Raw genomic sequence first — 12,954 nt, 5'->3', positions numbered from 1 at the left:
GGCTTACTTCTCGATGATACTTTCTTCGATCCGCTCGCCGAAGTGCGTCGCCGTGTCCTCGTGGTAGATGAGGATTTCGTCACCGGGTTCGAGGTTCGTGACGGCGGTTCGCCCGTCCCGAGTGTGGACTTTGATGGTCTCGGCGTTCTGGAGCAGCGTCTCGATGCGGTCGCCGTCCTCGGTTTCGGCCTGCACGCGGAACATCGGACGCTTCTCGATCTTCGCGCGGCCGACGATGGCCTCACGAGTGTGCCCGTCTGCGTCGACGATCTGGACCTCGTCGCCGGACTGGAGTTCCGAGAGGTACTTCGTGCCGCCGTCGGGGGTCCGGACGTAGGCGTGGACCGCGCCGGCGTTGACCCGGAACGGCCTGCTGGCGACGTAGGGGGATTCAGCCGTCTCGGCGTGGACGAAAAAGAGGCCGCGAGCCATCGAGCCGACGAGCATCCCCTCGTCGTGTTCCATCAGGCTGCCCATGTCGATGCAGACGCGGTCGGCCGAGCCGGTCTGCTCGATGGCGGTGACCTCGGCGTACTCCAGGTCGAGCGATTCCCGCCCCATCTCGTCGCGGACCTCGACCGTCTTGCGGATTTCGTCGAGGTCGTCGGTGTCCAGCAGGACGCCGTCAGCGCCGATTTCCAGCGTCTCGTAGGCCGTTCGTGCGTCCTCAGCGGTCCGGACACCGGCGATGAGGTCCGTCTCCTCGCCGACGCGGGCGATGAGGTTTTCGAGCGGAATGATCTGCCAGTTCTCGCCGATGACGATGGTGAAGTCGGCTTCGGCGGCGACCGCTTCGGCGAACGCCTCGTAGTCCTCGTCGAAGATACGGACGTAGCCGCCGTCGGGGGCGGCCCCGTTCTGCCGGAGCGTCGAGAGGTCCGCGGAGCCGGAGAAATCGGACGGGAGGTCGACCGTGCCGTCGCCCTCACCGTCTTTGCCGACGATGGTCGCATCAGCCTCTGAGTCCTCCGCCTCGGCCTCCATGACGTGGACGTCGCCGTTGGTGAACGCGGCGATGTTTATTTCTCCGAGTTCCGAGACGCGGTCGACGTCTTCCTCGTCGACCAGTACCCAGTCGACGCCGGCCTCGATACCGGCGGTTATCCGGCGTTTCCGTGTCTCCCAATCGCCGACCTCGCTGTCGGCTTTGAGCCAGACGCTTCGAGTCATACGCCCACGTCCGCAACGGCGGGGCTTGAACGTGGCGGAACCCGGGTCGGTCTGTCGGATGCCAGACAAGCAAGGGAGAAACGTGGTCTGGCTCCGGTGAGGGAGAGACCCATTCTGTTCTGTGGTTCGAGACTGCGTAATACGGTTATTGGTCCGTATCTGTGTCCACTTGTCCTGATTTGGCCGCTAGGCCTCGACGGCCAGTCCGGACTCGCGAAGCGCTTCCTCGGTGGTGGCGTCGTCGTGGACGACGGCGGAGACGGCACGGGCAATCTTCTCCGGTTCGTCGTGCTGGAAAATAGAGCGGCCCATCGAAACGCCGGACGCCCCGGCGTCCATCGTTCCCCGGACCATGCGAACGGTGTCTTCGTCAGTGCCCTTCGAGCCGCCGGCGATGACCACCGGTAGCGACGTGGACTCGACGACGTGCTGGAAGGTCTCGGCGGAGCCGGTGTAGCCGGTCTTGACGATATCCGCACCCAGTTCCTCGGCTAGCCGGACAGCGTGGCCGACGGACTGGTTGTAGTCCTCGTTCTCGGAGTCGATGTCGGGGCCGCGGGCGTAGGCCATCGCCAGCACCGGCAGGCCGTACTGGCTGGCCTCGGTCGTCAGCTCGGAGAGCTCCTCGATCTGTTCGGGTTCGTACTGGCTGCCGACGTTGATGTGGAACGAGACGGCGTCGGCCCCGGCGCGGATGGCGTCTTCGACCGTGCCGGTCACCCGCTTGTCCTGCTCGTCAGGACCGATGGTAGTAGAGCCGTTGAGATGCGTGATATAGCCCGCGTCGTTCTTGTTCGGATGGACGCGCCCGGCGATGCCCCGCTGGGTGAGGACGGCGTCCGCGCCGCCGCTGGTGACCGCGTCGATAGTCGATTCGATGTCTTTGAGGCCCTTTACGGCCCCCATTGTGATGCCGTGGTCCATCGGGACGATGACGTATGTGTCGTCTGTCCCGATGCGTTCGAGTCGTGCGCGTTTTCCTGCAGTCATGTTATGAGACAGTGTGGCAAGTACGATTATGTGCGTTCCGGTTGCGGTCGTTCTGCCGCGCCCCGGAGCGCACCGTCTTTGAGTTCACGAGCCTTCGCTTCGAGTCGGTCGGCTACCTCGTCGACGGGATCGCCGTTCTCGTGGCCCTCGGCCACGATATCGACCAGTGCGGAGCCGACGATGATACCGTCAGCTCCCGCAGCGACGATGCGCTCGGCGTGGTCGCCCGTCTTGATGCCGAACCCGACGGCCTTGGGTACGTCCCAGTCTGAGAGCCGGGCCAGCGATTCCTCGGTCGCGTCGTCCACGTCCTCGCGCGCGCCGGTGACGCCCAGGCGCGCCTGGACGTAGACGTAGCCCGACACCTGTTCGAGCATCCGCTCCAGACGGTCGCCTTTCGTCGTCGGCGCGACGATGAACACCAGGTCGAGGCCGAACTCGTCACAGGCCGTCCGGAGCGGCCCGGCCTCCTCGGCGGGCAGGTCGGGGACGACGAGGCCCTCGATGCCGACCGCGGCGGCCTTCTCGACGAACGGTCGCGGGCCTTCGCCTGTGCCGTACTGGTAAATCAGGTTGTAGTAGGTCATACACACCAGCGGCACGTCCACGTCGAGGTCCTCGACGAACTCGAAGAAGCGGTCGGGCGTCATCCCGGCTTCCAGCGAGCGGACGATGGCGTTCTGGATGGTCTTGCCCTCCGCGATGGGCTCGGAAAACGGCAGGCCGAGTTCGATGACGTCGGCGCCGCCGCGGGCCAGCGCCTCGACGTACTCAAGGGACGCCTCGTAGTTCGGGTCGCCGGCCGCGAGGTAGGGGACGAAGGCGGGCTCGTCGGCGAAGGCGCGTTCGAGCCCCATCAGAGGCCACCTCCACCGACCCGCTCAAAGATAGACATATCAGGCGCGATATCGAGGTCGCGCTTGCTGGTCTCCTCGATGACCGTTTCGAGGTCCTTGTCGCCGCGGCCGGAGACGTTGACGACGACGGTGTCGCCGACCTCGTCGTGGTGTTCTTCCAGATACCCGAAGGCGTGGGCCGTCTCTAGAGCCGGGATGATACCCTCGTCCTGGGAGAGTCGGTGGAACGCTTCCAGCGCGATGTCATCGTCGACGTTGACCGGGATGACGCGGTCCTCGTCGACGAGGTGGGCGAGTTCCGGACCGACGCCGGCGTAGTCAAGCCCCGCGGACACGGAGTGCGATTCCATGATCTGGCCGTCCGAGTCCTGCAGGAGCTTCGTTCGCGCGCCGTGAAGCACGCCCTCGTCGCCGGTCGAGAGCGTGGCGGAGTTGGGCGCGACGCCCTCTTCCTCGTCGACCTGCAGCGAAGAGCCGCCGGCCTCGACGGCGTAGAGGTCGACGTCGGTATCGTCGACGAAGTGCGCGAAGGTGCCCATAGTGTTCGAGCCACCGCCGGCACACGCGAGGACTGAATCTGGTAGCCCACCGGTTTTCTCGATGGCCTGCTCACGGGCCTCCTCGGAAATGACCGCCTGAAAGTCACGCACCATCTTCGGGAACGGGTGCGGGCCGACGATACTCCCGATGACGTAGTGGGTGTTCTCGACGGTGGTCGCCCAGTCCCGCATCGTCTCGGAGATGGCTTCCTTCAGCGTCCCGCGGCCGACTGTGACGGGATTGACCTCGGACCCGTTGATGCGCATCCGGAACACGTTGGGGCGCTGGCGCGCGATGTCGGTCTCGCCCATGTAGATCTCACAGGGCATGTCGAGGTGGGCCGCCGCCATCGCCGTCGCCGTGCCGTGCTGGCCGGCCCCGGTCTCGGCGATGATGCGCTCCTTGCCCATGTACTTCGCCAGCAGAACCTGGCCAAGCGCGTTGTTGAGTTTGTGCGCGCCGCCATGCAGCAAGTCCTCGCGCTTGAGGTACACGTCCGTGTCGTATCGGGCCGAGAGCTGGTCCGCGTACTGCAGTGGCGTCGGTCGGCCGCCGAAGTCGGCCAGCCGCTCCCGAAACTCGTCCATGAAGCCGTCCTCGTTTTCGAGCACGTACCGCTGGTAGGCGTCGGTCAGCTCCTCGATAGCTGGCATCAGTGCCTCGGGCACGTACTGTCCACCGTACTCGCCGAACTTGGGGTCGTGTGCGTCGTCAGTACTCATGTGTCTGTAGTCGTCTCAATCGCGTCAGTGTCCGCATCTGTTAGTCGCCGCGTGTTCGCTTCCACGTCCGTCGTCTCGCCGTGGTCCATGATCGCCGAGCCGATCAGCAGCGCGTCCGCACCGGCGTCGCGCATCCGCAAGACGTCGTCTGCTGTCTGTATGCCACTTTCAGCAATGAGTGTGACGCCCTCTGGCACGTCGGGCGCGACGGCTTCGAACGTTCCGAGGTCGACCGCTAGCTCGCCGAGGTCGCGGTTATTGACGCCGATGATGTCCGCGCCGGCGTCGAGTGCTTTCTCGACCTCTGCCGCCGTGTGGGTCTCCACGAGGACCTGGAAACCGCGCTCGCGCGCGGCCGTGAGGAGGTCCGCGAGGTCGTCGGTCCCGTCCGCTTCGAGAAAGCGGACGATGAGCAGGACAACGTCGGCTTCCACGACGTCCAGCTGGCTCTCGTAGAGGACGAAGTCTTTCCGCAGGACGGGCACGTCGACGGCGTCGCGGACCCGTTCGAGCGTCGCCGCCGACCCGCCGAAATGCTCCGGCTCCGTCAGCACAGACAGCGCCGTCGCGCCGCCCGCGACCATCTGTTGTGCGAGGTCGACCGGGTCGTCAGTGCGCTCGCCCTCGGCGGTCGGGCTGGTGGGCTTGATTTCGGCGATGACCGGCGTTCGCCCGTCGTTTTCGGCCGCTTCGAAGGCATCGGCCAGCGACCGGGGTGTCACCGATACCCGGTCTCCGCCGCCACCGCGCTCCCGCGCCGCGTCGAGAATCGACTGGACCGCTGGTGCTATCTCCTCACTGTCGTCCATTACTGAACACTAACGTACAGAAGTGTACATAAGAGTTGCCCTATTATCTCAGGGGACGCAGAACGGGATAGTTCCTCGCGTTGTCAAACAAGCCACAGTTCTATACACCTACACGTTAAATGTTTACACATGTCGTTCCAGACATCCATCCGGCCGGCCGAACCAATGGACATCGCGGATATCCGCCGGGTCGCCAGAACCACATGGCATACCGTGTACGACGACATCCTCGGAGCAGAGACAGTGGAAGAGCACCTCAAAGAGGGGTATGCACCGCCGCTACTGGAGCAGATGATCGAACTCGAAGAGGTCGGCCTGTTCGTCTCGACGGCCGACGACGACGTGGTGGCGTACATGAGCTGTGGGATGACGGACGCGACCGGCTTCGGCGACCTCGACCTGTACGTCCACCCGGACTACTGGGGGGAAGGTATCGGGACGGAGCTGCTGCATCGCGGCGAACAGCACTTGCACGAGCTTTCCGTGCGGAAAATCCGCGACGAGGTGCTGGCCGAGAACGAGGTCGGGAACGCGTTCTACCGGAGCCACTTCGAGAAGGTCGGCGAGCGGACGACCGAGGTCGGCGGACAGGAACACCCAGTCAACGTGTACGAGCGGCGGTTGTGAACGCCGGCTCGCATTCGCAGCCCGCAGTACGTGTGTGACTCACACGCTCTCGTAGCTCGTGTAACAGCGTTTAAGCCGCTGAAACCGCTTCATCGGTGCAATGAGCTACAAGATCGGACTCGTCGGCAAGCCCTCTGTCGGCAAGTCCACGTTTTTCAATGCGGCGACGATGAACGACGTGCCCGAGGGCGCGTACCCGTTCACGACAATCGACCCTTCGATGGGCGAGGCGTACGTCCGCGTCGACTGTGCCGCCCCGGAGTTCGACCACACCTGCACGCCCAACCACGGCTACTGCACGGAGGGTGTCCGGTTCGTCCCGACGAAACTCGTCGACGTGGCCGGCCTCGTCCCCGGTGCACACGAGGGGAAGGGGCTGGGGAACCAGTTCCTCACGGACCTCAACGAGGCCGACGTGCTCGTCCACGTCGTCGACTTCACCGGCGAAACGGACCTGGAAGGAGAACCCACCGAGAACCACGACCCGCGCGAGGACATCGACTTCCTCGAAGACGAACTGGATATGTGGTATCTCGACATTCTGGAGAAAGGCATCGAGCGCTACCGCTCGGGCTACCACGGCGAGGACAAGGCCATCGAAGACGACCTCGCCGAGCAGATGTCGGCGTTCAAGATCAACGCCGACGAGATTAAACAGGTCGTACTCGCACTGGACCTGGAACTCGACCCCGACACCTGGGACGACGAGGACAGAGAGGCACTCGCTCGGGAGATCCGCATCCGGACCAAGCCGATGCTCATCGCGGCGAACAAGATGGATACTCCGGAGGCCCAGGAAAACTGGGAGCCAATCACCGAGGACCCGGAGTACAAGCACCTCACGTTCGTCCCCGTCTCGGCCCACGCGGAGAAGGCACTGAAAAACGGCAACGAGCAGGGCGTACTCGACTACCGACCGGGCGACGAGGAGTTCACCGTGACGGCGGACCTGCCCGAGGAGAAGGCCGCAGGGCTGGAACAGATCCGGGACTTCGTTACGGAGTTCGGTGGCACGGGCGTCCAGCAGGCGCTGGAAACCGCATTGTTCGAGGAACTGGGCGCAATCGCGGTGTTCCCCGGCGCTCGCAAGCCCCAGGAGGACGGCACCTTCCTGCAGGACTGTTTCGTCCTCCCCGACGGGTCGACCGCCGAGGACTTCGCGTACTTCCTGCACACCGACATCGGTGAAGGATTCCTCCACGCGCACGACGTGCGTACCGAACGACAGATCGGTGCTGACACCGAACTCGACCACCGCGACGTGGTCGAAATTACGACAACGAACTGAGCGGGTCGCTATCGGACGCTCTGTCGACACTGATTTCGTCCCAGCGACAGCCGGGCTACAGCAGGAGGTGCGCCAGCAACACGATGATGGCGACTTTCTTCACGAGGATGATGCCGATAATCAGTTGCGTCGTCGACAGCCCCCGGACGCGCTCGATGCCCCGCCGGAGGAACGCGGGCGACTGGGCGAGTTCAGCCACCAGTAACCGCCACTCCGCGCGGAACGTCTCGACGGCCGACCCCTCGCCGTCGGTGTAGGCGGCTTCCGGCCGCGGCAGCCACCGTGAGCCGGTGTATTCGAGTTCGACCAGCGACCCCTCTAAATGACTGGCCTGCTCGAACTGCAGGCCGTTCGCTTCACAGAGCCGCTCGACCTTGGCGATGTCGCGGTCGCTGTCAAGGTCGTAACGCCGCTGTATCGGGTCGGTCGCCCAGTCGAACTGGAACCGACAGACGAGTTCGCTCTCGCCGACCCACACGTCGACGATTTCGGCCAGTTCGACCGTTCCGGCCGTCTCTTTCCGCTTTTTCTGGAGGTGCTCGTACTCGGCGGGGGACTCCGTCGAAGCCGTCACCTGGGACTCCGTCTCGGGCATACCTTCTCGACACGAGTGTTCGGCTGACGACACTATACGTTTTCTCCCGCTGGAACGGTTTGGACTCCGCGACCGGGGCGAAACGAGGACCGGCCAACGATACAGTCAGATATCCACCGGACACCCGTTGACCTCGCCGCCGCGCATCCCCTCGGCGAGCCAGTAGATAGAGAGGATCAACACCGCGAGCGCAAGCAGTGCGAACTCAAGCCCATCCAGCGGCAGAAACAACAGCGAGGTCGAGACGCCGAGCAGCGACAGCAGGCCCAGCAGGACCGCCGACCCGCAGGCCGCACAGCCCGCGCCGAGCGTTCCGAGGACGACACCCGCGACGCCCGCGCCGCCCTGCTGGAGGTCGAGGCCGTGTTCGCGGAAGTGGTAGGTCACCAGCCCGACGTCGACGCCGGTGAGGGCGGCGACGACGACCAGCAGAATTCCCTGTGCAGGGTTGAACGACGTGCCGATGAAGGGATACAGCTCCCCGAGCACGCGCAGCCGACTGGCGAGCGGGAGCGACCCACCGACTACGAGGTCAAGCACCAGCGGGACGTTCAGCGAGACGACGAACAGGGTCAGCGAGACGATTGCGGCGATCACGGCGACCGCCGCGTAGACTGGCAGCGTGAGCACGAGCCTGACCGTCCGGCCCATGAGCCGCCAGTCCCCTCGCGTCGTCGGCAGGCGGAGCCCCTCTGCGGTGCTCATCCGTCGTGCTCTCCCAGCGCCTCCGCGATGAGTTCGTAGCTGACGCTCCCGTTGACCTTCGTCACGAACTCGCCGTCCTCGAACAGCAGGATAATCGGCGTCGTCTCACCCAATCCGGCGTCCTCGGCCGCCTGAATATCGGCCTGAACGGCGTCATCGTGTGCCCGATCCCGCGCGTCGCTTGCGACCGCCTCGCCGTCGATGTCGGTCTCCTCGGTGAGAAACGTCGCCGTCCGCGCCAGAACGTTGTCAGGGTCGAACGACGACTGCTCGGCGAAGTAGTGACCGAACAGCGCCCAATACGCCTCGCTGTCGCGGGCGAACGTCGACTCCAGCGCCTGCGTCGCCGGCTCACCCCAGGGATAGATCACGGGGTAGGTCCGGACGACGTACGCGCCTTTGCCCGCGTCCACGATGTTCTCTCGGATATCCGGCAGTGTTTCCTCGTGGAAGCGGCGGCATGTGGGGCAGGAAGGGTCTTCGAACGCCAGGATGACGTGGCCGCCCAGTTCGCCGCGGCGGGGCTGGGCGTCGAGGTCGGCGGCCGCCGGGTGGCTGTCGACGGATTCGGCGCTGTCCGCCTCACCACTGCACCCCGCGACTGCGCCGACGACACCCACCCCGGAAAGTGCTAGAAAGCGTCGTCTGTTCATATACGACTGGTTGGCCCGCGTTGGTTTAGCGTTTGTTCCACTATGTGGCCACGATGAGTAACCGTCTTGTCGCCAGCGGCGGTAGCATCTGCCGGCCGATGACGACGACTCACGGGGCCGAACCGGGGTGACTCCCCGGTGGTGACGAGCCCTATGAGTGCCGAGGCTCTTACCCCAACTGGTAGCTGTAGCTGACGACCGTTTGCCACGGGTATCTCTGCGGTTCGGTTGCAACTGACATGATCTGGATCTGGGACGACAGCGACTGCGATGACTCTCCTGTAGAGAGCCCCTCTGTGGAGATCCCCAACAGTTAGGGACTAAATTGTACACGGTTTTATTGTGTTGCTATCAATGTTGATATTCTCGGCAACGGTTTTTTGACTATCATTAGCTACAGGTTGAGCAATGATAGATGAGAGAGGGGAGCCATGGACCGGGAGCCGGCGACGGTTACTCGGGATGCTCGCAACTGGCGGAACCGCGACGCTGGTTGGCTGTTCGACTGGCGGAGAGACGGAAGCAAGTACAGCCGAAAGCGGGGGCGAAGCCGCCGGGTCGACCGACGGCTCGCTGTCAGTCGTCGTCAGTTCGAAAGGCTACACAGAGCAGTTGAACCTCGGGTACATCGCCTACGAATTGCTCGCCAACAACACGGGTGTGAGTCTTGTGGACGAAACCGGCTTCGGCGGGAACGCTGCACACGCCGAAGCGTATCAGGCCGGCGACATCCACGCGTACTACGATTACATGGGGTCACTGTGGGCTGCGCACCCGCCCAAGCACGACGAAGCCGACTTCGCGACACCTGACGAGCAGTACGAAGCGTTGAAGTCCGAGATGGAGTCGGAACACCCGATTCGGATTCTCGACCGCGCGGACTGGCAGAACACATGGGCCGTGTTCATCCGCGAGGACGCTATCGAAGGGACCAGTATCGAGACAATCAGTGACCTCGCCGGTTACGTCAACGACGGGAACTACGACATCAGACCGGCGTTTGGCGACGGATTCAGGACTCGTAGCGACGGCTTCGATGCTTTGCTTGAATACTACGGGTTTGAGGGCGAGCATGTGGCGCGCTGGGAGGCAGAACAGGAGTTCATCGAGGCGGCGTCGGCGCAGGCGGCTGGCACGGCTGTCGACGAAGGCTACGCCGATCTCAGCTTCGGGTACAGCACCAGCGCGTGGCTCACAACCGTTGAAGACATCGTGTACCTCGATGACGACCGGAGCTTCTGGCCGTTCTTCCACCCGGTCGGCGTCGTTCACGAGGACGTCGCAACGGACGCCGTGGTGTCGGCGCTGAACAAGATGCCGGACGCCATTCCGGACGCGAAAACGATGCAAGAGCTGAACAGTCACGCAACCGAGGTCGGCAGCCAGCAGGCGGTTGTTGACCACCTCACGGCCAACGGCTTCATCTGACTCAGTATGGAAGAATCTACAGCACATGCAGGTGACGGTGACGACGAATCAGCAGACGCGACAGAGCCAGCGGCCTCGGACACGACAGCGCTGGAGCGAGCGAAAGCCGTTGCGCTGCTGCCAGTCCGGTCGTACCTCGTCAAGTTCGCTGTTGCGTTGCTCGTGATCGTGGTACTCATCGCGGCCGGCGGGTTCTGGGTGCAGGGGAACGCAACTGCCACGCTCGAAGACGACACGGCACAACAGCTCGTACAGGAGGTCAACGCCGAGTCCGGCCTGTTGAACGAGTGGATTGAGCGCAACGAACGGCCGGTGCTCGTCGCGTCAAACAATCCGCTGCTCGGTTTCAACGCGACGCGCGAAGACCAGCAGGCCTACACGGAACGACTCGCCGCGGATGAGCTCCAGTCCGACCGCGTCGCTGCCGTCCACCTCGCAGATCCCACTGTCGGCACAGCGGGGGAGGCAAGGATCGTGGCGAGTACTGACGAAACGCTCCGCGGAACGCGTGTCACATCGGACGCACATCCGTGGGTCGACCGGACTCGGTCTATCGGCCGCGACACAGTGGTTTCATCGAACCCGTACACGAACGCGAACGGCAAGCGAGTGGTCAGTTCGATGAGTGTCGCCGCCGACTTCACACACGTACTCGTGGTCGAGTACGACGCCAGCGACCTGAGCAAGCAGTTCAGCACTGGTATCGACGGGACGTTCACACAGGTGGTCCGCCCGACATCGAGTTCGACTGAGGTGTTGTTCTCCGACGCCGGCACCGATGCCGTCGGACAGCCGTACATCCCGAACCAGTCACAGTCCGAGATTCCGGAGATCAGCACGGCTACCGAACAGGGAACCTTTACCGACACGCCAGCGAAGGACACAGTGCTTGACACCGACCACGTCGCCGCGTACGCGACCATCCCCGGCACAAACTGGGTCGTTATCAAGCACACGCCTGCGGCGAACGCGTTCGCGCTGAGCGAGCAGATTCGGACTGATATCCTGGCGTTCATCCTGCTCGCGCTCGGTGGTGTGGTCGTCGTTGGTGGAACGATTGGACGGAACACGGCGACATCCGTGCAACAGCTCTCTGCGGCCGCTACTGCCATCGAGCAGGGAGAGTACAATGTCGACGTTTCGAGCTCTCGCCGGGACGAAATCGGTCAGTTGTTCACGTCTATCGGGAGTATGCGCGACGCACTCGTCTCGAAAATCGACGAAGCCGAGGCTGCCCGTGAGCAAGCAACAGACGCCCAGGAGGAGGCCGAAGAAGAGCGAGCCCGCGCCGAGCAGGCAAAGGAAGAGGCTGAGACGCTCGCGGCGGAACTCGAACAGCAAGCGGAGGTGTACAGCGACGTGATGGAAGCGTGCGCGGACGGTGACCTGACCCGGCGTCTCCCCGAAAGCGAGACCGACAACGAGGCGATGGCGGCTATCGCGTCGTCGTTCAACGATATGCTCGCACAGTGGGAGCGCACTATCGTCGACATTCAGGAGTTCGCGGAGACCGTCACAGCCGCCAGCGAGGAGGCCGAAGTCGGAGCGACTGACGCCGAGCGTGCGAGCGGCGAGGTCAGCGAATCGGTTCAGGAGATCGCGGCTGCCGCCGACGAGCAACGCGATATGCTGGACACGGTCTCGGGAGAGATGACTGACCTTTCGGCAGCTATCGAAGAGGTGGCTGCGTCCGCTGACTCGGTTGCGGAGCACTCGAACCAGACCGCTGACGTCGCCCGAAAGGGCGAGGACACGGCCAGAGACGCGCTCGAAAGTTCACGCAGAGTACAGGAGGCAATCGACACGACTGTCGAGAACGTCGAACAGTTAGACGAGCAGATGGCGGAAATCAGCACCATCGTCGAGCTGATCGCCGACATCGCCGAGCAGACGAATATGCTCGCGCTGAACGCGAACATCGAAGCTGCCCGTGCCGACAAAGACGGCGAAGGGTTCGCCGTCGTGGCCGACGAAGTCAAGGAACTCGCCGGGGAAACGCAGGCATCGGCGACCGAAATAGAGCAACTCATTACCGACGTCCAGTCCCAGACGGAGACGACTGTCGACGAGGCCAGAGTCGCTGAGGAGTCGATGGAAGCAGGCATCAGTGCGGTCGAAGAGGTCATGGAAGCGTTCACAGAAGTGTCGGAGTACGCCGACAAAACGGACGCCGGCGTCCAGGGGATCAGCGACACCACTGACGATCAGGCCGCCAGTACTGAAGAAGCGGTCTCGATGACCGAGGAAGTCGCCGACCTCAGTGAATCCACTGCCGATGAGGTACAGAGCGTGTCCGCCGCCGCAGAGGAGCAGGCGGCCTCGATGTCGGAGATCAACGACAGCATCAAATCGCTGAGCGGGCAGGCCGAGCAACTCAAGGCGCTCCTGTCGGAGTTTGACGTCGCTGCCGACGAAAGCGAGCAATCCCGACACCGCTGATCGACAACAGCGTGAACACAGACTGACGCTCGGAGCGGTTCGGCACACGCGTTTTCCTGTACCGTTTCGCCGCGTGTATCCACAACAACACGCAACGCGTCCCAGTACGAGCAGTGATGGAGTCGCAATCC

12 protein-coding genes are annotated in these 12,954 nt (G+C 63.7%); 4 read left to right on the top strand and 8 right to left on the bottom strand.

Annotated features, from left to right (window positions below; genetic code table 11):
- Positions 1 to 3: 3 nt before the first annotated feature.
- The 5 genes from VI234_RS01200 to trpC all read right to left on the bottom strand — a co-directional run bounded on the left by VI234_RS01200 (position 4) and on the right by trpC (position 5,088).
- The gene (locus VI234_RS01200; protein ID WP_336329028.1) at positions 4 to 1,170 is read right to left on the bottom strand and encodes a 3-dehydroquinate synthase II; all 1,167 of its coding nucleotides are present in this window, start codon (positions 1,168 to 1,170) and stop codon (positions 4 to 6) included.
- A gap of 186 nt (positions 1,171 to 1,356) precedes the next feature.
- Positions 1,357 to 2,160: a 2-amino-3,7-dideoxy-D-threo-hept-6-ulosonate synthase gene (locus VI234_RS01195; protein ID WP_336329027.1), complete on the bottom strand. Its 804-nt coding sequence runs from the start codon at positions 2,158 to 2,160 to the stop codon at positions 1,357 to 1,359.
- A gap of 26 nt (positions 2,161 to 2,186) precedes the next feature.
- On the bottom strand, positions 2,187 to 3,017 hold the full coding sequence (gene trpA / locus VI234_RS01190) for a tryptophan synthase subunit alpha (protein ID WP_336329026.1): 831 nt from the start codon (positions 3,015 to 3,017) through the stop codon (positions 2,187 to 2,189).
- Positions 3,017 to 4,279: a tryptophan synthase subunit beta gene (gene trpB / locus VI234_RS01185; RefSeq protein WP_336329025.1), complete on the bottom strand. Its 1,263-nt coding sequence runs from the start codon at positions 4,277 to 4,279 to the stop codon at positions 3,017 to 3,019. The genes trpA and trpB overlap by 1 nt, the downstream gene beginning before the upstream one ends.
- Entirely contained in the window at positions 4,276 to 5,088 is an 813-nt protein-coding gene (gene trpC / locus VI234_RS01180; protein ID WP_336329024.1) for an indole-3-glycerol phosphate synthase, read from the bottom strand. The genes trpB and trpC overlap by 4 nt, the downstream gene beginning before the upstream one ends.
- A gap of 129 nt (positions 5,089 to 5,217) precedes the next feature.
- Here trpC and VI234_RS01175 point away from each other — a divergent pair, with 129 nt between their 5' ends.
- Complete coding sequence (locus VI234_RS01175; protein ID WP_008312358.1) at positions 5,218 to 5,715, top strand: GNAT family N-acetyltransferase; 498 nt, start codon at positions 5,218 to 5,220, stop codon at positions 5,713 to 5,715.
- 100 nt (positions 5,716 to 5,815) lie between these two features.
- Positions 5,816 to 7,003: a redox-regulated ATPase YchF gene (locus VI234_RS01170; RefSeq protein ID WP_008312356.1), complete on the top strand. Its 1,188-nt coding sequence runs from the start codon at positions 5,816 to 5,818 to the stop codon at positions 7,001 to 7,003.
- 55 nt (positions 7,004 to 7,058) lie between these two features.
- Here the strand turns inward: VI234_RS01170 and VI234_RS01165 are convergent, their stop codons facing one another.
- The 3 genes from VI234_RS01165 to VI234_RS01155 form a co-directional block, all read right to left on the bottom strand.
- Positions 7,059 to 7,598 (bottom strand): hypothetical protein, encoded by a 540-nt coding sequence (locus VI234_RS01165; protein ID WP_008312354.1) that lies wholly within the window; start codon positions 7,596 to 7,598, stop codon positions 7,059 to 7,061.
- Positions 7,599 to 7,703: 105 nt separating this feature from the next.
- Complete coding sequence (locus VI234_RS01160; RefSeq protein ID WP_008312352.1) at positions 7,704 to 8,303, bottom strand: hypothetical protein; 600 nt, start codon at positions 8,301 to 8,303, stop codon at positions 7,704 to 7,706.
- Positions 8,300 to 8,956 carry a DsbA family protein gene (locus tag VI234_RS01155; RefSeq protein ID WP_049943061.1) on the bottom strand — a complete coding sequence of 219 codons (657 nt, stop codon included), beginning with the start codon at positions 8,954 to 8,956 and terminating at the stop codon, positions 8,300 to 8,302. Before VI234_RS01155 ends, VI234_RS01160 begins: the two co-directional genes overlap by 4 nt.
- A 408-nt stretch (positions 8,957 to 9,364) precedes the next feature.
- Between VI234_RS01155 and VI234_RS01150 the strand changes: the two genes are divergently transcribed.
- Together VI234_RS01150 and VI234_RS01145 are read left to right on the top strand one after the other, a co-directional pair.
- Complete coding sequence (locus VI234_RS01150; RefSeq protein WP_336329023.1) at positions 9,365 to 10,384, top strand: glycine betaine ABC transporter substrate-binding protein; 1,020 nt, start codon at positions 9,365 to 9,367, stop codon at positions 10,382 to 10,384.
- A gap of 6 nt (positions 10,385 to 10,390) precedes the next feature.
- Positions 10,391 to 12,823: a methyl-accepting chemotaxis protein gene (locus VI234_RS01145; RefSeq protein WP_336329022.1), complete on the top strand. Its 2,433-nt coding sequence runs from the start codon at positions 10,391 to 10,393 to the stop codon at positions 12,821 to 12,823.
- Positions 12,824 to 12,954 lie beyond the last annotated feature (131 nt).

The sequence above is a fragment of the Haloarcula sp. CGMCC 1.2071 genome (assembly GCF_037078445.1).
Taxonomy (GTDB): Archaea; Halobacteriota; Halobacteria; order Halobacteriales; family Haloarculaceae; genus Haloarcula; species Haloarcula amylolytica.
The sequence above is the reverse complement of the archived record's forward strand: the minus strand, read 5'-3'. Positions and strand labels throughout refer to the sequence as shown.